At 34.7% G+C, this 23882-nt stretch carries 15 protein-coding genes; 5 read left to right on the top strand and 10 right to left on the bottom strand.

What is annotated here, in order from left to right; genetic code table 11:
- Nucleotides 1-35: 35 nt before the first annotated feature.
- The 7 genes from IPN31_15850 to IPN31_15820 form a co-directional block, all read right to left on the bottom strand.
- The gene (locus IPN31_15850; GenBank protein ID MBK8683348.1) at nucleotides 36-926 is read right to left on the bottom strand and encodes a hypothetical protein; all 891 of its coding nucleotides are present in this window, start codon (nucleotides 924-926) and stop codon (nucleotides 36-38) included.
- 63 nt (nucleotides 927-989) lie between these two features.
- A complete protein-coding gene (locus tag IPN31_15845) occupies nucleotides 990-2981 on the bottom strand; it encodes a TraB/GumN family protein (protein MBK8683347.1) in 1992 nt (663 codons plus the stop codon).
- Nucleotides 2982-3064: 83 nt separating this feature from the next.
- Complete coding sequence (locus IPN31_15840) at nucleotides 3065-4015, bottom strand: DUF3137 domain-containing protein (GenBank protein MBK8683346.1); 951 nt, start codon at nucleotides 4013-4015, stop codon at nucleotides 3065-3067.
- Nucleotides 4016-4068: 53 nt separating this feature from the next.
- Nucleotides 4069-4707, bottom strand: a complete 639-nt coding sequence (locus IPN31_15835; GenBank protein MBK8683345.1) for a lipoprotein signal peptidase — start codon at nucleotides 4705-4707, stop codon at nucleotides 4069-4071.
- A 10-nt stretch (nucleotides 4708-4717) separates the two neighbouring features.
- On the bottom strand, nucleotides 4718-5884 hold the full coding sequence (locus tag IPN31_15830) for a TraR/DksA C4-type zinc finger protein (protein ID MBK8683344.1): 1167 nt from the start codon (nucleotides 5882-5884) through the stop codon (nucleotides 4718-4720).
- Nucleotides 5885-5889: 5 nt separating this feature from the next.
- Nucleotides 5890-9216, bottom strand: a complete 3327-nt coding sequence (locus IPN31_15825; GenBank protein MBK8683343.1) for an isoleucine--tRNA ligase — start codon at nucleotides 9214-9216, stop codon at nucleotides 5890-5892.
- A gap of 5 nt (nucleotides 9217-9221) precedes the next feature.
- Nucleotides 9222-11642: an MMPL family transporter gene (locus tag IPN31_15820; GenBank protein MBK8683342.1), complete on the bottom strand. Its 2421-nt coding sequence runs from the start codon at nucleotides 11640-11642 to the stop codon at nucleotides 9222-9224.
- Nucleotides 11643-11857: 215 nt separating this feature from the next.
- Here IPN31_15820 and IPN31_15815 point away from each other — a divergent pair, with 215 nt between their 5' ends.
- The gene (locus tag IPN31_15815; protein MBK8683341.1) at nucleotides 11858-14215 is read left to right on the top strand and encodes a hypothetical protein; all 2358 of its coding nucleotides are present in this window, start codon (nucleotides 11858-11860) and stop codon (nucleotides 14213-14215) included.
- Between the two features lie 14 nt (nucleotides 14216-14229).
- Nucleotides 14230-14949: a DNA repair protein RecO gene (gene recO, locus IPN31_15810; protein MBK8683340.1), complete on the top strand. Its 720-nt coding sequence runs from the start codon at nucleotides 14230-14232 to the stop codon at nucleotides 14947-14949.
- Between the two features lie 165 nt (nucleotides 14950-15114).
- On the opposite strand, the gene IPN31_15805 is transcribed toward recO, so the two are convergent.
- Both IPN31_15805 and IPN31_15800 read right to left on the bottom strand, forming a co-directional pair.
- A complete protein-coding gene (locus IPN31_15805; protein ID MBK8683339.1) occupies nucleotides 15115-17001 on the bottom strand; it encodes a glycosyltransferase family 39 protein in 1887 nt (628 codons plus the stop codon).
- Nucleotides 17002-17019: 18 nt separating this feature from the next.
- Entirely contained in the window at nucleotides 17020-17751 is a 732-nt protein-coding gene (locus IPN31_15800; protein MBK8683338.1) for an oxidoreductase, read from the bottom strand.
- 107 nt (nucleotides 17752-17858) lie between these two features.
- Here IPN31_15800 and mfd point away from each other — a divergent pair, with 107 nt between their 5' ends.
- The 3 genes from mfd to IPN31_15785 all read left to right on the top strand — a co-directional run bounded on the left by mfd (nucleotide 17859) and on the right by IPN31_15785 (nucleotide 23105).
- Nucleotides 17859-21239, top strand: coding sequence for a transcription-repair coupling factor (gene mfd, locus IPN31_15795; protein MBK8683337.1), 3381 nt, complete (start codon nucleotides 17859-17861; stop codon nucleotides 21237-21239).
- Between the two features lie 498 nt (nucleotides 21240-21737).
- Nucleotides 21738-22397, top strand: a complete 660-nt coding sequence (locus IPN31_15790) for a hypothetical protein (GenBank protein ID MBK8683336.1) — start codon at nucleotides 21738-21740, stop codon at nucleotides 22395-22397.
- A gap of 12 nt (nucleotides 22398-22409) precedes the next feature.
- Nucleotides 22410-23105, top strand: coding sequence for a hypothetical protein (locus IPN31_15785; GenBank protein ID MBK8683335.1), 696 nt, complete (start codon nucleotides 22410-22412; stop codon nucleotides 23103-23105).
- 240 nt (nucleotides 23106-23345) lie between these two features.
- Here IPN31_15785 and IPN31_15780 read toward each other — a convergent pair whose 3' ends face one another.
- Nucleotides 23346-23768 (bottom strand): CBS domain-containing protein, encoded by a 423-nt coding sequence (locus IPN31_15780; GenBank protein ID MBK8683334.1) that lies wholly within the window; start codon nucleotides 23766-23768, stop codon nucleotides 23346-23348.
- Between the last annotated feature and the right edge of the window lie 114 nt (nucleotides 23769-23882).

Below are 23882 nucleotides of genomic sequence, written 5' to 3'. Positions count from 1 at the left end.
TAATTTTTATAAAGCAGATTTTAATCTGCTTTTTTTTATTCCGCAATTTCAATTGTTTCCAATTCAAAAGGAGTTCCTACCATGCGCACATTTGGTGGAACATTTCCAGCATTGCCACTGAAATATACTTTCAGATTATGCTGTTTAAAATCTTCGGGAATTATTGCAGGTAAATAACGGCGAGTACCATTTTCTGCTTCTATAATATATACATCCGGATCTTCGCCGAATTTTTTAATAATGCCTTCCTGACGGTAAACAACAGATGTAATTTCAAATGGATAAAAATCACGCATAGGTTCTTGTATATCTTCCGGATTAATAGTTTGTTCTTCTACTGCCTGCATTGCAGTAATACTAAATGGATCACCTAATGCTTTTACATTGGGAGGATTTGTTCCTGCATTTCCACTAAAAATAATTTGCAAACCATCTACTTTAAAATCCTCCGGTAAATAATCTGGAACAAATCTTTTTCCTCCATCCATTTCAATTATCCAGGTGCCGCCCACATACATAATTTTTCCTTCTCTATCTTCTAAATAAATAGGAGCTTCCTGCTGTGCTTCTTTATTTACTACTTCCATTTCGCTGCCATCTTCATTGGGTTTAGTGCGATATAATCTACGACATTGATGTAGTTGAATTGGTGTTGCTGTCATTTTTACATTTGGTGGTATTTTTCCTAATGCACCTTCAAAAGCAACTTCCTGTCCATCGCTTTTCAGCCGTTCTTCTAAATTAATTGGATAATAATCATGTATATATTTTCCCTCACCTTCCCGGATTACCCATATATCATCTTTCATTATAACTGCACCTATGGACATATGCTTATATCCCACTGAATCGAAAGTATAAGTTTGTGCATGTGCTACAAAAGAAATAGCAGATAATAGAAATATTAGTGTAGTAGATATTTTCATACTAAAGAATTTTATGTGGAAGAGGCGAAAATTATGCCACCGTGATATGAAGTGTAAGTTACTTTATTTTTCTTCAGCAAAAAATACAAAGTGATCGAAAAAATATTGCGGATTAAGCGATTGCATTGCTGTGGGAGTACCGCCAGCAAGATATTGATATACGATATTATGATTGAAGAAAATATACATCTTGTAAATTTTCTGATTCGTTAATTGCAATTCTACATACCTGCCTTTAATACCATTCTTTTTAATGGTTTCTGTTTTAATTGCTCTTCCCACATATTGTCTTTCCGCATTTGCAATCAGATCTTCATAAAAATCTTTAGTGTTTTTAAAATTATACCCGGGTGGATATGCATTCACAGAAATAAAATAAGCGATGTCATCTCCATAATCCTGTGAATTAAATGTCTGCACTTCTAAGGGACCGTATTGTGTGTTATAAGTCTGTTTTTGAATCAACGGCTGAGCGGGAAGTTCACAAGAGAAAAAATTATTATTCACCACTATCCAATTACCTATTTTGCCACCTTCAATGGAGATAGAATTAAAAAATGCGGTGGAGTAAGCGGAATAAATATTATCATTTGGTCCGCCGGTTAAAAACTGGTATAGCACATTTCCTTTCAATACAATTTTACTGCGCACAAAAAATGAATCGCTGATGATTAAAGTAATTTCTCTACCGATATAATCTGGTGTAGAAATTAATCGTTGCGCTAATAAATCACCTTTTAATTTGCGTACCGAACGATATACAATATCATCAAAAAAAATTGCTTTATCACCCGGATCAAAATTGGGAGGATAAATAGTATAGCCTGCGGAATAATATAAATCACTACGTGCATGATTCATCGCAACGGTGGAAGATTTTACTTGTCCGTTTAATGTTTCTGTAATCGTTTCTTCCCAGGGATTAGTTGCCGGTGCACGGAATTTTAAATTTGCTTCAGTGGATTGTAATTTATACCAACCATTTAAAAAAGATGTATCCTGCGCAAGAAAATCAAGCATATCGCCAAATGGATCTTCTTCTGCTTTATATTTTGCACTGTATTGATTTACGATATCTTCTTTTCGAATAACTATTGTTTTACCTTCTAATTTATTTGCAGTATCTATATCTAAAATAATTTCTGGAAACATATCTGTTGAAATTGCACCCATACTTTCATCACTTGAATCATTTTGCATTTTCATCAATGCAACAGGTACATCTTCTATGGTATAATTCATATTGCGTAACGATTGCAAAATACCATTTACACCTCCTAAATATTTTGAATCAATAAAATACAAAGTGGCTTGTTGTGGACTAATTACAGAAATTTTATTACTTAAGTCTGTTGCTTGTTTATTTATTACCTGGTTTATATAATCCGCAGTTTCAATTGTTTGCATTGTGATTGCAAATCCTTCTAAATTTTGCTTTTCATAAAAACGCCATTTCTCTTCATCAGAGGTTTCAAACTCCGCTTCTTTATTTACATAATCACTCAGTATTGCTGCTTGCTTATCAAAATCTACTTGTTGCATTTGATCACGGATAATTTGCAAATTCCATAGGGAAATAATAGGTTTGATTTGATCTATCGCTGCTTGTTGTAATAGTTGTTGTTGATAGTGTAATCCAACACCACAATCGTAATTGCGCATAACCTGCATGATATACAAAGGTTGCAAGTCCCAATATTTTTCTACATCTTCCTGTAGCTTATTAATAATTACTAATTCATAGCGAATATTATCATCACGTTTGTAATATTTGCGCAGCGTTTCATCTCCTGTATTTTTCATAACGGAGAGCATATTTTCTAATTCATAATTTTCAGGTAGCCATTCAAATGCTACTGCATTCACTTGTTGTAAAGCAATATTGAAAATAGGAGCAAAATTGTATTCAGCAACATGCGCATTATTATATGCTGCAAAAATATAAGAAGCCTTATCGGACTCCGGAGGTGTAATTTTTAATAGTACGGATTGCTGTGCATGTAATTGCTGCGTTACGCTTAATAATAGGATTAATACTGTTTTTTTTAGCTGCATTATACTCATAACTGGATTAACGCAAAAGTAGCCTAATTATCATAGCTGCTTTTGTATTTACATGATTCAATATCAACGGGAGTTTATGCATTTGTCCTGATGGCGGCATTCTTTTGAAATTCTTTGGCCACTGCTATGCAAAAACACAATTCATTATAGTGCTGTTCAATGTTATTAAATTTCAATAAGGTTTTATACATGGAAGCTTTAAACAAATCTTTGCGTTCGGGGATTGCGAGATATAAATAATTTTCTATAAAAGCGAATTGAATATTTGCACCTGTATTAATTTTAAATTCTTGTATTATTTTTTTAAATGCAGTAGTAAGAAATTTTTCAGCAGCATAATTATCTGTAGAATATACTGCAAAGGATTTATCAAAGGCATCATCTCCTGTGATTATTAATTCTGGTCGCAAAATATTTATATCATGATAATGCGAATTAAAACCAGCTATAAATTCCGTTGATGTATTTCCAAAAATATAAGTGCTATTTTCTAATTTGCGTTGTAATTCTGCTATAAAAAAAAGGCCTTTAAATTGAGTGACGAAAAATACTTTATTATCAGAATCCACCTTGCGCTCCATTGTTTCTATTTCTGATAATTGAAAGTTAATACCATCGGCATTTCCTTTAATTAAATCCTCTCCATTATAAATATCCGGTTTGGGAATAAACAATTTACATAGATCATAATATTTCTTTGGAATAAATTGGAAGGGAGTGTATTCAGCATCGGGAAAAGAGAACGTACTTATTTTTTTCAGTACAGATTCTTTGTAGGAGTTTTTATAATCAAAACGTTTTCTCTTAAAACCAAAGATTAAAAAATAAACAACAAGAAATACAGCCATAAAAACCAACAGCATGGTTGGCAAGGTCAAAATAGTGGCAAGTAAAATGGAGAAGGCAAGTGTAACAAATATATATGCCTGTCTGATAACTTGGGCTTTGCGGATATTTTCCAGTTTTTTCAAATCCGGCAATAACTCAATTTCGTAAAACTCTTTTAATTCTGTTATTGATTTCATGCTTTGCAAATAAGTGCAGCGATTATGAAAATATATTTTTCACTGCAAAATGGTTAATCAACCACCTGATGTTGCTCCATGTTTTCCACTTCATCTTTATGCGTAAACACGGCTCTTTGAAATAGTAATATGGATAATACACCGATGGTAATGGAGCTGTCGGCCACATTAAAAACAGGTCGGAAAAAGGTATAAAAATTACCACCGACTACAGGCATCCATTCAGGATAATATCCTTTAAACATCGGGAAATAAAACATATCGACCACACGGCCATGGAGTAAACTAGCATATCCTCCGCCCGGAGGAAATAATTCTGCAACCTGATACATACTTTCATTAAAAATAACACCATAAAAAACGCTGTCGAGAATATTTCCCATTGCACCGGCAAAAATTAAAGCAATGCTGATAATTAGTCCCCAGGCTGCTTTGTGTTTAATAAGTGTATGGAGATAATATCCGATAAAGGAAACAGCGACAATACGAAATAAAGTAAGAAACAATTTCCCATTTTCGCCACCTAACTCCATCCCGAAAGCCATGCCTTCATTTTCTGTGAAATGAATTCGAGCCCAGTTTAATCCGAGAATACCATATTCATCTCCCAATGCCATATGTGTCTTAATATAAATCTTCACTAACTGATCTATAATCAAAACCAGAAAGATAATGGCAAGGGATAAATGTATTCGTTTCAACTTATTGACCTTTCGCTGTCTTTGCTTCTATACTTAAGGTTGCATGTGGAACAGCTTTCAATCTTTCTTTAGAAATAAGTCTTCCTGTTTCACGACAGATGCCATAGGTTTTATTTTCGATACGCATCAGTGCTTTGTCTAAATGCGAAATAAAGTTGAGCTGTCTGGATGCCATCTGACTGAGGTATTCACGTTCAGCTGTATTCGTACCATCTTCAAGGCCTTTGAATCCCATATCAGAATCATCAGAACCAATATCAGATTTTCTACTGATTTGATCTTGCAGATATTTTAATTCATCTTTTGCCTTCTTCATTTTATTTGTTATCAAGTCCTTGAACTCCTGGAGTTCTGCGTCTGAATATCTTGTTTTTGCCACTTTTCCTGCTAGTTTTAGTTCTGCACTATTTGCCTCTTCCTCGGCTTGAATTATTTCATGTCGTTTTGGTAATACTAATTTGTTTACTACCTGCACTTCACCCGAATCGGTGTGCTCTAATTTTGATTTTTTTAATTTTTTAGTTTTCTCTGCTTTAGTTTCAGAAGTTGAATGTATTGCTTCGTTAACTACAGGTACTTCTTTTTTCTTTTCAGAAGTAATTACTTTCTTTTCGTTTTTCTTATCTAAAACAGGTGCCTTCTTTTCAATTATGGATTTTTTAGCGTTCTGCTTAACATTACTTGCTGCACTTAGGGCTACTTTTTTTTCTTCCAGCTTTTTTGGAGCCGCTTTTTTAATAGTGGATTTAACGGGTTTTACAACTTCTGCTTTTTTGGGAACTGCTTTTTTAGAAACAGGCTTTTTTACTGCCACTTTGGGTGCTGCTTTTGTAACGGGTTTCACCGTTCTTTTTGCAATAGCCTTTTTTGCAACTACTGGTTTCTTAGGGGCCGCTTTTTTAATGACCTTTTTTACCACGGGTTTTTTTGCTACTGGTTTTTTGGCAATAGCTTTTTTAACAACGGGTTTTGCTGTTTTTGCTTTAGAAACAGGTTTGCTGGTTCTCTTGGAGACAATACTTTTCTTTGCCGGCTTTACCGGGGTTTTTGTTTTCGACGTAGTTTTCTTCACGGCTTTTTTTACCGGGGATGTTTTCTTTGCTACGTTTTTTTTAGCAGGGGCTTTTTTTACCGCTGCTTTTTTGGGTGCTTTTTTACTCTTAGCCATCTCATTTATGTTTTAATAAGGTTTACCTTAACGGCTATATTATTTACTTCAATCTCTGTAAACTCCGACAGGTCAACTGTTTCCAATAATTCATCTGCCAAAATTTCGCTGCAAATATAGTCGTTATAATTCACTAAAGCCGAGTGCAGTAGGGGTTCTGGTGATATTTGCACTTTAATTTTATCTGTTATCTCAAGGTCCATATCCTTTCTCAACTTTTGAAGTTTACTCACTAATTCACGGGCATGGCCTTCTTCAATTAATGAATCAGTCAAGTTAACGTCCAACGCCACTGTTAATTTTCCGGCAGGTGCTACTAACCATCCCGGAATATCTTCCGAAATTATTTCGGCATCTATTCTCTCCAATTCTATATGTCGTCCATTTAAATTCAAAATTGCCTTACCGGAATTTTCAAAGTTTACAATATCTTGCTGCGAAAAGTTTCCAATTGCTTCAACAGCAAGTTTCATATCTGCTCCTAGCTTAGGGCCTAATGTTTTAAAATTGGGTTTTATCTTTTTTGTAATAATGCCGGAAGTATCATCAATAAATTCTAAAGCACGCACATTTACTTCCGCCTGAATTAAAGGAGCAACATGTTGTAATTGTGTTTTTACTGATGATTGTAGCACAGGAATCATAGCACGTTGTAATGGTTGACGCACTTTTATATTTTCTTTTTTCCGCAGCGATAAAATGGTGCTTGAAATATCCTGAGCCATTTCCATTTGTTCTTCAAGGTTAGTGTCAATTAATGACGTATCCGCTTTCGGAAATATGCTGAGATGTACAGATTCAACCGGGTTTTTTCCGGTAGTTGTATTCAGATTGCGATATAGGAACTCGGCAAAAAATGGCGCTATGGGCGCAATTAAATGGGCTGTTGTTTCCAGACAAGTATATAATGTTTGATAAGCGGATGTTTTGTCCTTGCTGGGTTCACCTTTCCAAAAACGGCGGCGGCTCAATCGCACATACCAATTGCTGAGATGATCAGAAACAAATTCCTGTATTAATCTTCCGGCACGGGTAGGTTCATAATTATTATAACTCTCGGTTACATTTTGAATTAGTGTATTCAAGCTGGAAATAATCCATCTGTCTAATTCAGGTCTTTCAGAAACCGGAATTTCTTTTTCAGAATTATCAAATCCATCCACATTAGCATACAACACAAAAAAGCTATAGGTATTAAATAGAGTTCCGAAAAATTTGCGCTGTGCTTCTACCAATCGTTCTTCATCAAATTTCAAATTATCCCAAGGCTGCGCATTGGTTATCATATACCAGCGGTTGGCATCCGCACCATATTTATAAATAGAGTCGAATGGATTTACAGTATTGCCTAATCGCTTCGACATTTTATTACCTTTTTTATCCAATACTAATCCATTAGAAATCACATTTTTAAAAGCAACAGAATCAAACAACATTGTGGCAATTACATGTAAAGTAAAAAACCAACCTCTTGTTTGATCCACACCTTCTGCAATAAAATCTGCGGGGAAATTTTTTTCAAACTGTTCTTTATTTTCAAATGGATAGTGCCATTGTGCGTAAGGCATTGCACCGGAGTCAAACCAAACATCTATTAAATCCGATTCACGATACATTGCTTTTCCGGTAGCACTTAATAATACTATTTCATCAGTAAAAGGTTTGTGTAAATCAATATCTAATGCACCATCTATTATTTCGAAATTCAGATCTTTATTTAAACCTGCGGCTTGTGCTTTTAAATATTCTTCTGTCAATTCTTTTATAGAGCCGATACAAATTTCTTCTTCACCATCTTCTGTTCTCCAAATAGGAAGTGGAGTTCCCCAATATCGGGAGCGACTTAAATTCCAGTCAACTAAATTTTCTAACCATTGCGCAAATCTTCCTTCACCGGTGCTTTTCGGCTTCCAATTAATAGTAGCATTTAATTCCAGCAATCGTTTTTTTACTGCGGTAGTTTTTATAAACCAGGAATCCAATGGATAATAAATAACAGGTTTATCTGTGCGCCAGCAATGCGGATAATTATGCTCGTACTTCTCCACTTTAAAAGCACGATTTTCTTCTTTCAGTTTAATCGCAATTAATACATCGGGATTTTCCCAATTCAATTCATCTTTATAATCCTTCACATATTTGCCGGCAAGAAATCCTGCATCCGAAGTAAACTTGCCTTGCTTATCTACAAGTGTTAAACTGCCAATTCCTTTTTGCTGTGCAGTACGAAAATCATCTGCTCCAAAACTCGGAGCTAAGTGCACGATACCGGTTCCATCTTCTGTACTCACAAAATCTGCAGTAACTACTTTAAATGCATCTCCATCTTCTGGTTGAGCAAGTGGTATTAATTGTTCGTAGCGCAATCCTTCTAAAGCAATTCCTTTAAAAGATTGTAATTGTTTCCAAGCAATTTCTTTTGCACCCGGCTCATAATTTTCTGAATTCTCATTTTCAGATTTTAAATAAGATGCAATACGGTCTGCGGCTATCAATACTCTTATCGGCTTAAATGTATAAGGATTGAAAGTTTCAATCAGCTTGTATTCTATATTTTTTCCAACGGCAAGTGCCGTATTGGAAGGTAAGGTCCAGGGCGTTGTTGTCCATGCTAATAAAAATGATTCTGCATCATCGGAAAACAAATTATTTTCAAGCGCATGACCAGATTTTTTTATTTTAAACTGTGCAACAATTGAGGTGTCTTTCACCGCACGATAGCTGCCCGGCATATTTAATTCATGACTGCTTAATCCTGTTCCTGCTGCCGGCGAATACGGTTGAATAGAATATCCTTTATACAATAATTTTTTCTTGTATAATTCTTTCAACAAATACCAAAGTGTTTCAATATATTTTTTTTCGAAGGTGATATAAGGATCATCTAAGTTTACCCAATAGCCCATGATGTTTGTCAACTCATCCCACTCATCTTTAAACTTCATCACTTCACGGCGGCAGATTGCATTGTATTCTTCCACCGATATTTTTTTACCGATATCATCTTTGGTGATACCTAATAATTTTTCTACTCCTAACTCTACAGGTAAACCATGTGTATCCCAACCCCCTTTGCGCTCAACCAAAAATTGCTGCATGGTTTTATAGCGACAAAAAATATCCTTAATAGTTCGGCTCAGCACATGATGAATTCCCGGTGTTCCATTTGCCGACGGCGGACCTTCATAAAAAATAAATGGATTATTATCTTTTCTGTCGCTGATACTTTTAGCGAAAATATTTTCTTGTTTCCAAAAATCAAGAATCTCTTTATCAATTTTTGGGAGATCAAGATTTTTATACTCCGGATATTTTTTTCTTTCCTGCTTCATCATTTCTAATTCTTACTTTCCTTATTGTTTTCGTTAATCAAATCGGCGTAATTGCCTTTTCCTTTTTGATATTTTTTCCGGTGGGTTGCTTCCAGATTTTTATCAAAATACATTATTATAGAGGGCAATAATAGCAGGTTGGTTAATAGTGCAATAGTTAATGTGATTGATGTGAGAATACCTAAATTTTTTGTTCCTTCAAATTCGCTGAAAGCAAATATGATGAAACCAAAAAATAAAATAATATAAGTGTATAACATACTCACTCCCGTTTCTCGCAATGCGACCAATACAGTTTCTTTTACATTAAAACTATGGCGCACTAATTCAATGCGGTACTTCGCCATAAAGTGAATTGAAAAATCAACTGCAATTCCAAATGCCACACTGAATATTAAAACTGTAGAAGGTTTTAATTCAATATTAAAATATCCCATAATGGCGGCGGTAAACATCAGTGGAATCAGGTTCGGCAATAAGGTGAGCACTAATACTTTTCCGCTGCGGAATTGTAGCCCCATTATAATTGCTATCAGAATTAATGCAAGCACTACACTGCCAATTAAACTTTTAATCAGATAATTATATCCTGCAAGTGAAACAATACCTGTTCCTGTAAGTGAAACATCATAGGCTTCCGGATTAAATATGGAATCAATTTTTGGTCGCAACTCTGCAATTAATTCCGGCATGGAATCCGAACCAATATCTTCCATTTGAACAGTGATGCGAGTGATACTTCCAGTGGGATCAATAAACCGGTTTTCAGATAATGATTTTTGCTGACTGTTTTTTAAGAAAGCTGCTGCTCGTGAATCATTGGAAGTAAGATTGCTTTGCGTGGGCAATTCATAAAATCTTGGGCTGCCATTATAATACGCCTGCCTTGCAAATTTCATAGCATCAATAATAGAAAGTGAATGTGAAAATTGCGGATAGCTTGCTAAAGTATCCTGCAATGCATTGAGTTTTTCTAACGTAGAAATTGATGTAATACTTATACCCGAAGATTCACGGCGATTCACAATTAATGTATCGTATGTTATAATGCTATCTTCTTCCGAAAGAGGAATCTTCTCACTAATAATTGTATCATATATTGTTTCATGAATCTGCTTTTTAGCAACCATAATTTCCAAAGGAATTATGCCATTGAAATTATTTTCATAGAATACTAAATCTTTATACACTTTAGATTTTTCTGAAACATCCTGCAAGAAAAATCCTTCTGCTTTTATTTTGAATAAACCAATTATGGATGCAATTACAATTACTGTTGCACTGATAAAAATGGCTCGCCTGTTATGCATAGTCCATGTAATCAATTTATCAATAATATACCTAAAAATTTTATCATCCAGATGGTTAGTATCCCTTTCTTTTGGTTTAGGTAAATAACTAAAAATAACAGGCAGGCCTATTAATGATATCAAGTAAGTTGCCGAAATGGAAATGAAGGTGATGATTCCAAATTCTTTCAGCATTTCCACACCTGTAAAAGTGAAAACTCCAAACCCGATAGCAGTGGTAAGATTTGTAAAAAATGTAGCATACCCGATGCGTTCAATTATACTGGTAAGTGCTTTTATTTTATTGCCATGTCTTTTAAAATCCACATGATATTTATTCAGCATATACACACTGTTGGGAATGCCAATTACAATTAATAAGCTTGGAATTAAGCCGGTTAGCAAACTGACTTTATATCCCATCAGCGACATTAATCCCATAGAAATCACCACACCTGAACCGATAATTAATAATGGAAATACCACCGCTATCCACGATCTGAATAAAATAAATAAAACAAGAATTGTAACAATTACAGCCAATATCAAAAACATCTTTATTTCCGCTGAAATAGTAGTAAGTTGAAAATAGCGGATATAGGGTAAGCCGGAATAATGTAATTCCAGATTATATTTTTTTTCGAACTGAGTAGTTTGTTGTAAAATTTCATCCACCACCGTGATGCGTCGTATCGAAGAGAGTACATCTCTGTCTAAAGAAATCAGCATGAGATAAACAGAAGAATCGGGCTGATAAAGTCTGTACTCATAAAATGGCAAGCGCATAAATACTTGCTTCAATGAGTCCAGTTCCTGTTGATTTTTTGGAGGTGGATCAAATATATTTACCATATCAAATCGCTCTAATCCTGAATTTTTTACAAGGTTAACAGAGGAGGAAGGTGAAAGTACATTGGTAACATTTTTAATATTGCGCACATCATTATTCAACTTTACCCAATCGCTGAAAAAATTAAAGTCCCAGAATTGATCGGACTTTACCGCAACCAACATCATGTTGCCTTCATCACCAAACACGCTTTTGAATTTCTCGTAATCAATATATTCTTCGGCACTGGTGGGCACAGACTTTTGCAGATCGTAACTCAGTTTTACCCGTGTAGTCTGATAAGTCATAAATGCCGTGATAAGTCCCCATATTATAAGAAATAAGAGCCTGTTGCGTAAAATGATCCGGGAAATGGCTTGCCACATATTAAAAAAATGAGGTGCAAAGATAGTAAAATAGATACCCTGAACCTTAGTCAGGCTAAAGTCTGAACTCCATTGCAATTGAAAATAACTGCAAGCCGAAGTCGTTACTCAAACGATATTTTACCAATTTTGCCGAAATGAAAACAGTTACAGGTTTTGTCGTGATGATTATGAGTATGGTGCAGATAGTGTTTGCACAACCCGAAGAGTCAGTGCCCATTGGTCAATGGAAAGCTTATTTACCTTATACCGGAACAATTTCCGTGGCCGATGCCGGTGAAAAAATTTATGCTGCAAACGGACAAGCAGTATTCTCCTATAATAAAAGTGATAATTCATACGAGCGACTTAATAAAGCAAACGGGATGAGCGATGTTGATGCAACAGGTGTATTCTATGGGATGGAACAACAAGCTTTGGTAATTCCTTATCTCAATTCCAATATAGATATCATTGTGAAAGGTGTAGTTCAAAATTTCCCTTACATAAAATCGGCGAATGTTTCCGGAAATAAAAGTGTGAACCATGCGAGTTTTTACGGTGATAGTATTTATCTGAGCACCGGTTTCGGAATAGTGGTTTATGATTTTAAAAAGAAAGAAAGTCCGGCTTCATATTTTTTTATTGATGAATTAACAGATTCTTATTTTAAAGTAAACAGCACAATAGTTTTTAAGGATACTATTTATGCTGCCACAGATAAAGGAATTTATCGTGCAAACCTCGACAACACTTTGCTGGAAAATTTTAGTTACTGGGAAAGCCTCAGCGGTGAACTTGGATTAGGTGATGGCAGTGCGCAATATCTCGCCATTTTTAATAACCGTTTATATGCGGTTGTAGATAATACTTCTATCTATGAATATGATGGGGTTGCGTGGTTGCTGTATTATTATGATCCTGAATGGAAGATTCAAAATTTATCTGCTTCGCCCACCCGCTTAATTGTTACACAGATTTCTCCAGGTATCGTTCCTCCTGAAAACAGAAGAATAATGACGGTGGATATAAACGACAGCTATTCTTTTTTTGGAAACGACTTCGACTTGCAATATCCCTATGCAGCAATTATGGATGGCAATAAAGATTATTGGATTGCAGATTTATATTCCGGACTCCTGCGATATAGTGGTGAAACATTCACTCATTTTCTACCGAATGGACCGGGTTCCTATAAAGCCTTCGACATGGAATATTTTAATAATGATTTGTGGGTAGCACCGGGAGAAATAAATAATTCATGGAATTATGAATTTAATAGGGATGGATTTTTTGTGATGGACTATGGCTTTTGGAATAACATTAATGTATTTACTTTCCCTGCATTGGATACGGTATTGGATTTTATTACTATGACTTTGGATGCAACTACCGGCAAAGCATATTTCGGATCGTATGGAGGAGGTGTTGCAGAATATGATAGACCTAACAACACATTAAAAATATTTGATGAAACTAATACCGGTGCCGATGGCTTGAAAGATATTGGCGCATCTGATCCGGGTTCGTGCAGAGTAAGCGGATTGCAGTTTGATGTGAATGGTAATTTATGGGTGTCAAACTACGGTGTGGAAACACCTTTGGTTGTGCGCAAAGCCGATGGTACATGGAAAAATTTTCAATGCTTTTTACCCTCAAGTGCAGGCAATCAAACCGGACAAATTGTAATAGATGATTTTGATCAGAAATGGGTGCAGATACCAAGAGGAACCGGAATTTTAGTTTACAATCATGGAAGCGGAATTGATGATGTGAGTGATGACCAAACCCGAGTATTAAGTATCGGTGCAGGCAGCGGAAATTTGCCTGTGGGTTTTGTAAATTGTTTGGCAAAAGATCAGGATGGTGAAATTTGGGTGGGCACCAATGAAGGTGTTGCTGTTTTTTATAATCCGGGTGCGGTAATGGATGGTGGCCCTGCCTCAGATGCAGCTCAGCCTTTAGTAAATCTGGGCGGTTATTATGAGCAATTATTGAAAAGTGAAATCGTAAATACAATTGCGGTGGATGGTGCAAACAGAAAATGGATTGGTACCAACAGCGGCGTATTTTTGGTTTCTGAAGATGGTACCGAACAAATATTATCCTTTACAGAAGACAATAGCCCGCTGCTCTCCAACATACTTTTAAATATTACTATTAATGGTGAAAATGGCGATGTGTATTTCGGTACTTCAAAAGGTATTTGTTCTTATAGAGGAACTGCAACTGCAGGAACAGTAGTTCAGGAATCTAATGTAAAAGTATTTCCCAATCCGGTGCGAGAAGATTACACTGGATTAATTGCAATCAGCGGTCTTACCGAAGATGCAGAAGTAAAAATTACCGATGCAAGTGGAAGATTAATTTATAAAACGGTGGCCTTAGGTGGTCAGGCAATTTGGGATGGAAAAGGCTATGAAGGTAATCGAGCTTCCACAGGGGTATATATGGTTTTTTCTTCCAACGCAGATGGCTCTGAATCCATTGTTACAAAATTTCTGATAGTGAATTAATTTTCCAGATTCACATGCTACATAAAACAACAGGCATTGTATTAAAAACAAATAAGTATTCTGAAACAAGTGTAATTACGAAAGTATATACTGAAAAATTCGGATTGCAAACCTATATCATTAATGGTGTGCGTACTACTAAATCAAAAGGTAAATATGCTTTGTACCAGCATGGAAATATTTTGGATATGGTGGTGTATCACAAAGAAACCGGCAACATGTTTCATATCAGTGAAGTGCGCATGGAAACCGTGTATAATCAAATTCCATTTGATACAGTAAAAGGTACATTGCTATTGTTTTGTATTGAACTATTGTTGAAGACAATTAAAGAAGAAGAATCCAATGCAAACCTGTTTCAATTTCTGCATCATGCATTTATTTATTTAGATGAAACAACAAATTCTGTTGCTAATTTTCATATTATTTTTCTATTACAATTAAGTAAGTATATCGGATTTTATCCGGATAATACCAAAGGCAAATTTTTTAATCTGGATGAAGGTGTATTTACCGATTTACAAATCTCACAATACAATTATATGCATGCCGAATGTGCAAATGCATTGCGTAATTTGCTGGATATAAATTTTCAAAAAGCATCTTCGATTCATCTTTCTACTACCTTGCGCAAAGAGTTACTGCATGCCTTGCTTTTATATTACAGTTTGCACATTGAATATTTTGGTGAAATGCATTCACCCGCAATTTTAGAAGAAGTATTTCGCAAATAATTAAGAAAGAATTTAGCCAAGAATGCACGAATATTTATATTTCACGAATGCACGAATAAAAAATATCTATTCGTGCATTCGTCTATTTATTCGTGCATTCGTGGCTAAATTTTTATCCCGCAGGGATATCATTTTTACACTTATAAAAACTCGCATTTTAAATAATTAATCCCCCACTTTTTGCATAAACATCCAGGGATCATTTTCATACACAACCTGATATATGGTATTGTGATAATAAATTCTGCCAAGCGAATCGGGCTCTATCATTTTATTAATTATACCATCGGGAATAAAGGAAGCATCTTCAAATTTCTGTGTTGCATTTTTCACTAAGATATGTTCCATGCGTAAATGCGTTTCATCATTTAATAATACCCACATCGGATACTCCCAACTATCACCGCTAATTATCCAACCGATATTTTTTAAATTATTTCTTTGCATAATTGCACTTATATCAAAAAAGGGTTTTTGATTTGTTGGTTGATTAAAAAAATATTGATCGTATTTGCTGTTTGTGAAAATAGAATCTTTGCCAAGTATCGGTCTGCTATAATTATAAAAAATGGATGGCAGTGCAAAAAGTATGAATACAAAAATTGAAACTATGCGAACACTTTTCCTACAAGTATTTAAATAAAAAGCTATCAATGGAGTGGACGCCAACAGCATGGGTAAGTGTAATCTGCAATGCCACACCTGCCATTTTAATAATAAACTAAATGTTAACCACATACTAATTATAACAAGCGCATAGATGGAAATTTTCCAACTATGTTTGCGCATATTAAAAAGTAAATAAGCACATGCAATTAAAAAGAATAAAATATAAAATGGCGCAGTTGCATAATCTTCATGCGGATATAATTGAGATGCGCTAAACGGCGGTGAAAATTCCCAGCTAAATCGTGGATCATTAATATCTGTGTGAATGAATTGATGATATTTTATCACTATGGAAGTTACCACATTATTTATCGCCGGCCATGGAGATAAAAAATGCATTGCTAAATTTTTTACTGTATTCGTAGCAATGGGTTGTATTCCAATAAATGTATTTTGTAATGTAGTATCAGGAGCCAGAGGATGTTGAAACGCAGAATAATTGCGCAGAAAAAAAGTACCGTTCAATGCAATGAAAATAATGATGCCGATAAGCAAAGCTCTCCAAACTTGTAATCGCAATTTTATTATTGCCTGTATTCCATACATTACAATTATTGGCAATAAAAAAATGTATGCAGTGCCTTTTGTAAGACATGCAAGTGAAACTGAAATACTGAATAATAAAATCTCCTGTAATTTGAAATTTTTATTTGCCGCTTTTATTGCAAATAACAATGCAGCTACAATAAAAAAACTCACAGCCATATCATTTTGTGTACTGCTACTTTGTAATATTCCCATAGGAATTAATACTGCGAGTAACATAGATAATCTTGCAACTGTTTTATTGCCGGTAAGGTGTAATCCAATCCGGCCTGCTGCTACAACAGCTCCTGTCATAAACATCCATTGTACCAGATTTGCAAATTTGTCGCTGCCACTCAACAGCATAAAATGCATTTGAAAATATTCTGATAATGGTGGTTGAGAAACCTGACGCACTATATGCGTTGCATACGGATTTACATTTCCGTTTTGTATCCAATGCATTACCCTTCCCAAATGATAGGTCATGCTGTCCCAGTTGTTTGGAAAAGCAAACATGCAGATAAGAAAAGTAATTGAAGTAACTCCGAAAATTATTATAAAAGGAAATTGCAAAAGTGATTTCCATTGCAATGCAAAGAATAATTTTCTATTTGAAATTTTCCACCAAAAAATACCGGAAGTTATTGCTAAAACAATCCAGATAATTTGAATAGTAATTGCAGAAATCCAATTTCCTGCACTGCAAATTTCAGTGGTAAGTAAAACGAACAGAGAAAGAATCAGTAATACATAAATGTAATTTTCTGCGGCTGCACTTTCTTTTGTTTTGCTGCTGTAGAATTGCAAAACATGGTAAATAAAAAATCCCGTAAGGATAAAAAACACGAAGCCCATTACAAGGATTTGAAATGATTAACCGTATAACTCCAAATGAATATTTTCTTTAGTGTATCCCATTTCTGTGATACGTGCCCGTGCATCATCCACCATTGCCTTCCAACCACATAAATAAAAGTCAATTGGCTTATTTCCGCTCTCGCAAATAGATTCATAAACTTGATGTACATATCCCTTATTGCCTTTCCATTCCGGTGAATCTTCACGACTTAATGTTACATGAAAATGAAATTTTTCCATTTGCTCTTCCAATGATTTCAATTCATTATAATACACCAGATCTTTTATATGGCGGGTACCAAATATTAAATGAATATTACTGCTGGGCAATTTATTTTCGAATAAATAATTTACTTGCGAGCGGAAAGGTGCAATACCTGTTCCTGTGCAAATCAAACATAAATCACGATCCATATTTTCAGGTAAAATAAAATGACCCAGCGGACCACGGAATGGAATTTCTAATCCTGGTTTTCCTTCATTAAATAAATACGTAGTGCCGGCGCCACCTTCTAACAATACAATCAGCAATTCAAATGTATTATTTCCTCTTGGCCATGATGCTACAGAATAACTGCGCATGCGTTTGCTTTGCTTTTCATGAATAGGTAAATCGAAAGTGATAAATTGACCGGGAATAAAATCAAAACGCTCGCAATCTTTTATCTCGAAATAAAAGCGACGAGTATTATAAGTTTCCTGTTCCACATGTGTAATGACTGCCGTTTGCCAAGGTAGTAATGCCATAGAATGGTTTTTTCGGTTTAATGTTAAGCAATGATAAAGTAAAATAGAATAACAAACTATAGATATTGTATAATTTAGATTGAGTGTAATTAATTTTGTGTCTTCGAATGGATTTGGAGAATTTGATTTCCCGGTACACGGGAAATGATGTACGAGTTAATACGATTACTGAACAGATAGAAAATACACCCGGTGTAAATATTCATCTGAAGGGCATTGCAGGCTCTGCTGCGAGCATGATTCTTACAGCGGTTTTTAAGAAAACAAGTTTTAATCATATTGTAATTCTCAATACAAAAGAGGATGCTGCGTATTTTTTAAATGATATGGAAAGTTTGTTGCAGAAGAAAGATATTTTATTTTTTCCCGACTCATTTAAAAAACCCGGTGCATTTGATGAAGTGGATCCAAATAATATTTTACAACGCACTGAGGTAATAAATAAACTCACACACTCTACAACAAAAGGTGAATTAATAATTACGTATCCCGAAGCATTACCTGAGAAAGCAGTGTTGCCCGCAGTTTTAAAAAGTAATACACTGCATGTGAAAAAAGATGAATCCTTAGATATTCATTTTATATTAGATGTGCTTGCTGAACATGGATTTGAATACAGTGAATTTGTATTTGAACCGGGTCAATATTCTTTGCGTGGAGGTATTTTAGATATTTTTTCTTTCGGCAATGATTTACCTTATCGCATCGAATTGGAAGATGATAAAGTGGAGAGCATTCGTGTGTTTGAACCGGGCTCACAATTGTCAGTAAAAAATATTGCGCAGATAACTATTGTGCCCAATATGCAAACACAATTTGATGAAAATGAAAAAGCATCTCTGTTTAAAACATTACCATCCAATACAATTATTTGGTTTAAAGATGTGCGCTATATCATTGAAACTGCCAACAAATATTTTGAAGATGCAGCTGATTGGTTTAATCTGATGGAGTCAGCAAAACATCTGCCTGCACACCATCCATTTCGTGATCAGCCACCTGCCGTGTTGTTGGAAAATGCAACACAAATCAGCGAACAAATAATGCCGTTTGCACATATTGAATTTGGTTTACAAACTGCTTTGGATAATGTGGTGGAAATAATTTGTAATACACAACCACAACCTTTATTCAGCCGCAATTTTAATATGTTGATTGAACAGTTGGAACAGTATCATGAAAAAAAATATAGCAACTATTTATTTGTAAGCAATGCAAAACAAGCAGAACGTTTTCATCAAATATTTACCGATCTGAAAGCAAATATGCAATACACAGCAATTGTGAAATCTATCAGTGCAGGCTTTGTAGATCATGAACAAAAAGTGTTATGTTTTACCGATCATGAAATATTTGAACGTTATCATAAATACAGTTTAAAAAGTGGATACAGTCGTGAGGATGCACTTACTATGCGCACCTTGCGGGAATTACAACCCGGAGATTTTGTAACTCATATTGATCATGGTGTAGGCATTTATTCCGGATTAGAAAAATTAGATATTAATGGTCAGGTACAGGAAGCTGTGCGATTGCGATACAGAGATAATGATTTGCTGTATGTGAATATAAATTCTTTACATAAAATTTCCCGCTATGCAGGTAAGGATGCAACAGAACCGAAGTTAAATAAATTAGGAAGTGATGCATGGGAAAATCTGAAGCGAAAAACAAAAACTAAAGTAAAAGATATTGCCAAAGAATTAATTGCATTATACGCTAAAAGAAAAGCATCAAAAGGATTTGCTTTTTCTCCCGACGGATATATGCAAAATGAATTAGAAGCTTCTTTTATTTATGAAGATACTCCCGATCAGGAAAAGGCAACAGTGGATGTGAAGAAGGATATGGAACGCAAATATCCGATGGATAGATTGGTGTGTGGTGATGTGGGTTTTGGTAAAACAGAAATTGCAATTCGTGCTGCATTTAAATCTGTTACTGATGGAAAGCAAGTTGCGATTTTAGTACCCACAACAATTCTTGCTTTGCAACATTATAAAACATTTGCGGAGCGATTAAAAGATTTTCCGGTAACAGTGGATTATATCAATCGCTTTAAATCTGCAAAAGAAAAAAAAGAAACATTGCTTTCTGTTACAGAAGGTAAAACAGATATTTTAATAGGTACACATTCTATCATCGGGAAAAATGTAAAATTCAAAGATCTTGGTTTATTAATTATTGATGAAGAACAAAAATTTGGTGTAGCGGCAAAGGAAAAATTACGTGCGTTACGTGCGCAGGTGGATACGCTTACATTAACTGCTACACCTATTCCACGCACACTGCAATTCAGTATGATGGGTGCCCGAGATCTTTCCATTATTAATACACCGCCGCCAAACAGACAACCAATAACTACTGAATTAAAACCATTTGATGCGGCATTTATTCGAGATGCAATTTACTTTGAAGTGTATCGCAATGGCCAGGTGTTTTTTGTTCATAATCGTGTGCGAGATATTGAAGAAATAGCCACATTAATTAGACAAGTATGTCCGGATATTTCTATCGGTGTTGCACATGGGCAATTGAGTGGAGATGATTTGGAAGATCGCATGTTGAAATTTATTAATCATGAATTTGATGTGTTGGTATGTACCAATATTGTAGAAAGCGGATTGGATATTCCCAATGCAAATACTATTATAATTAATAATGCGCATTGGTTTGGATTAAGTGATTTACATCAGTTGCGTGGCAGGGTAGGACGCAGTAATAAAAAAGCATATTGTTATTTATTGTCACCACCCTTATTCGGATTGCCGGATGATGCGAAAAAACGTTTGCGCACCATTGAGCAATATTCAGATTTGGGTAGTGGCTTTCAAATCAGTATGCGTGATATGGATATTCGTGGTGCAGGAAATTTATTAGGGGCAGAACAAAGTGGATTTATTGCCGACATCGGTTTCGATGCGTATCATAAAATTTTGGATGAAGCAATCCGTGAATTAAAACATACGGAGTATAAAAAATTATTTGCCGAGCAGATAGAAGAGAAACAAGATTTTGTAACTGATGTAACTATTGAAACCGATCAGGAAATGCTGATACCGGATGAATATATTAATAGTGTAAGTGAACGCATGAGTATCTATACACGATTGGATAATGTGAAAGATGAAAATGGAATTAAAATATTTCGAGAAGAATTGCAGGACCGTTTTGGACCAATTCCCACTCAGATAAATGAATTATTCAGCGGCATTCAATTGCGATGGGTTGCCAAAGAATTAGGCTTTGAGAAGATTATTTTCAAGCACAGAAAATTGCGTTGTTATTTTCCGGAAAATCAACAGAGTTATTTTTATGAAAGTCCGCATTTTCATAAATTACTTGCATACTTTGCACAACAAAAAGGCACGTATTCATTAAAGCAAACTAATACTCATCTTATTTTAATAATGGAGCATGTCCAACATTTGGCGCATGCAAAACAATTGCTGGAAAAAATTCAAAAAGATTTGGTGGGGGTGAATTAATGAGAAGTCATCAACACGAAAAATTACACAGATAACACAGAGGAAAAAGTGAATGGTGATTAGTGAAAAATTTAGCAATTAGCAATATGCAATTGGCAAAATGCAAATAGTGAATGGTGAGTAGTGAATTAGCAATATGCAATATGCAATAAGCGATTGGCAAATAGTGAATAGTGAATAAATGAGTGATGAATAATCAGTATCACATCTTTCACAAAGTTCCCTTCGAAAAGTATTATTATAATTAGGTTTAGAGAATCGGGTAACTCCTGTGATAACACGAATCACCCCTCTCTTCCAAAGAGAGGGGCAGGGGTGAGTTGGAAGAGTTACAGTAATCAATGATGAGTAATCAATAATATTTTGACGATCGATAATTTCTTAACTCGAAACCCAAAACTATTTTGTCAATGTCAATGGTCTAAGTTTTTCATTGTCAACTGTCAATTCTCAACTGTCCATTCTCAATGTGTTATATTTGTTTATAAAACATTTTATATGAAGAAATTTATTATCGCAACATTTATTATTCTGAGTTGCATTATTGTAAATGCACAAACCTGCAGTTGGCTTTCCGGCTTACAAGAAGGCAGCACTTGGGAAAATACATTAACCAATGCTAAAAGTGAAAAAGAACGTACTACATCTTATATCGTTGAAAATATTGATAAGCAAGCGGAAAAAACTGTGATACTCACAAAGTATTCTTCCATTAATAAAAAAGGAAAGGAAGATGATAACGGATTTATTGCTTACACAATTGCAAAGGATAAATACTTAATAGATTTAGAAACTTCTGTTCCCGGATATAAAAGTGATGATCCGCAACTGATGACATATAATTGTAATGCAAAAGCAAATGATCAGATTGCTGCGGTGCGTTTTGTTTCTACTTACACTACAGAAAGTATGGGACAGAAAAGTATTATCAGCAATAAGATGGAAATTACAGATGGTAAATATTTGGGTATGGAAGAAGTAACAACGGCATTAGGTACTATGCAATGTATGAAGCTTACTTATAATTTGCGTTACGACTTACAGGATTTTACATATACCGAATGGGTGAATGATGAAAAGGGATTTGTAAAAAGAGAGATATTGGATAAGAAAGGGAAACCTGCTTATACATTAGAGCTAACAACATTTAAAAATTAAAGAATAGGAATTATGAAGAGGACGATTTTATTATTCGGATGTCTGGTAATTATTTTAAGCAGTTTCCGCTCAGATAAATTTGATTGCGAAAGTTATTACCCAACTGTAGTAGGTGCTAAATTAGAGTATGCGTATTATGATGATAAGAATAAACCAACTGGATATTCAAAACAAGAAGTGAAAGAAGTGAAAGAGTTAGATAACGGTATTGAGGTTACTATGGCAATAGAATCTACCGATAAGAAAAACGAAAATCCTTACATTTCTGAATTTGTTTTTCGATGCGAAGACAATAAATTTTATGTGGACATGAGTAATATGATGCCGCCCGAAACAATGGAAGCATATAAGGATATGCAAGTGGAAATGGATGCGGATTTTTTAGAGTTTCCTTCAAAACCCACAGCAGGCCAAACACTACCTGATGGCCACATGACTATGTTAGTGAAAAGCAGCGACATCACTATTATGACAATGACGATGGATATTACAAATCGTAAAGTAGATGGCTTTGAAACGATTACTACACCGGCGGGTACATTTGATTGCGTGAAATTTTCGCAGACGGTGAATACAAAATCTATTTTTAAAATGACTTCTAATTCCACTTCATGGTATTGCATGAATGTGGGTATGATACGCAGTGAAGATTATAATGAAAAAGGAAAGTTGCGCAGTGTTTCACTTTTAACTGGTTATACTAAATAGAATATTGCAGGATCACTTTTAAAAAATTGTAATGCAATTGCTGATTCTATTAAAGAGGATTATCTGACTTTAGTAAAAAAAAATTTGATTTAAAAAAAAAGAAGGATGTCACTACATACAACGTAGTGACATCCTATAAGACTTATTGTTTTTATATAGAAAGGCTTTAATAATTACATAAATACTTTTTTTTGAATGCACTAAAAAATTAAAGTATTTAGGATAACGCAATAGCAGAAATCAACCATGTGTTTTTTCCCAGTTGTAAGCTCTCACTAAATCCTTATTCGTAATAATCCCTTTGATAATACCATCCTTCACCACAGGCACAGATTGAAATTTTCCTTCACCTAATATTTTTAAAATGTTCTCAATAGTTTCTTCAGGAGTAACAGAAATAGGATCAGGAGTCATTACATTTTTAATTTGAAAAGTCATATTCAACTTTGCATAATCCAATGCATCCGTTTTTAATTGACGAGCAATAAAGCTGAGCATATCTGTATCACTGATAATTCCTATCAATGTATCTCCCTCGGCAACAGGTAAATGTTGAATGCGGTGTTTAGTAAAAAATTCCAATACCTGACTGAATGTATTATTTACGTTTGCAACAATCACTTTATCAGTCATAATTCCCGATGCTAAAATTTTAGTTGACATATTTATCTTTTTGTGCTAAGATAATTTATATCATTTTGATTTAGTATGACTAGTATCATTGTATCACAGATATATTTTAATCTCATCTTAATGTCACACATAATCTGTATGTAA

This window comes from Bacteroidota bacterium (genome assembly GCA_016715425.1).
Taxonomy (GTDB): Bacteria; Bacteroidota; Bacteroidia; order Chitinophagales; family BACL12; genus JADKAC01.
The sequence above is the reverse complement of the archived record's forward strand: the minus strand, read 5'-3'. Positions and strand labels throughout refer to the sequence as shown.

Excerpts from the sequence above, each read along its gene's own strand:
- IPN31_15850 (MBK8683348.1), bottom strand. The coding sequence starts at position 926 with ATGAAAATATCTACTACACTAATATTTCTATTATCTGCTATTTCTTTT.
- IPN31_15845 (MBK8683347.1), bottom strand. The coding sequence starts at position 2,981 with ATGCAGCTAAAAAAAACAGTATTAATCCTATTATTAAGCGTAACGCAG.
- IPN31_15840 (MBK8683346.1), bottom strand. The coding sequence starts at position 4,015 with ATGAAATCAATAACAGAATTAAAAGAGTTTTACGAAATTGAGTTATTG.
- IPN31_15830 (MBK8683344.1), bottom strand. The coding sequence starts at position 5,884 with ATGGCTAAGAGTAAAAAAGCACCCAAAAAAGCAGCGGTAAAAAAAGCC.
- IPN31_15825 (MBK8683343.1), bottom strand. The coding sequence starts at position 9,216 with ATGAAGCAGGAAAGAAAAAAATATCCGGAGTATAAAAATCTTGATCTC.
- IPN31_15820 (MBK8683342.1), bottom strand. The coding sequence starts at position 11,642 with ATGACTTATCAGACTACACGGGTAAAACTGAGTTACGATCTGCAAAAG.
- IPN31_15815 (MBK8683341.1), top strand. The coding sequence starts at position 11,858 with ATGAAAACAGTTACAGGTTTTGTCGTGATGATTATGAGTATGGTGCAG.
- recO (MBK8683340.1), top strand. The coding sequence starts at position 14,230 with ATGCTACATAAAACAACAGGCATTGTATTAAAAACAAATAAGTATTCT.
- IPN31_15805 (MBK8683339.1), bottom strand. The coding sequence starts at position 17,001 with ATGGGCTTCGTGTTTTTTATCCTTACGGGATTTTTTATTTACCATGTT.
- IPN31_15800 (MBK8683338.1), bottom strand. The coding sequence starts at position 17,751 with ATGGCATTACTACCTTGGCAAACGGCAGTCATTACACATGTGGAACAG.
- mfd (MBK8683337.1), top strand. The coding sequence starts at position 17,859 with ATGGATTTGGAGAATTTGATTTCCCGGTACACGGGAAATGATGTACGA.
- IPN31_15790 (MBK8683336.1), top strand. The coding sequence starts at position 21,738 with ATGAAGAAATTTATTATCGCAACATTTATTATTCTGAGTTGCATTATT.
- IPN31_15785 (MBK8683335.1), top strand. The coding sequence starts at position 22,410 with ATGAAGAGGACGATTTTATTATTCGGATGTCTGGTAATTATTTTAAGC.
- IPN31_15780 (MBK8683334.1), bottom strand. The coding sequence starts at position 23,768 with ATGTCAACTAAAATTTTAGCATCGGGAATTATGACTGATAAAGTGATT.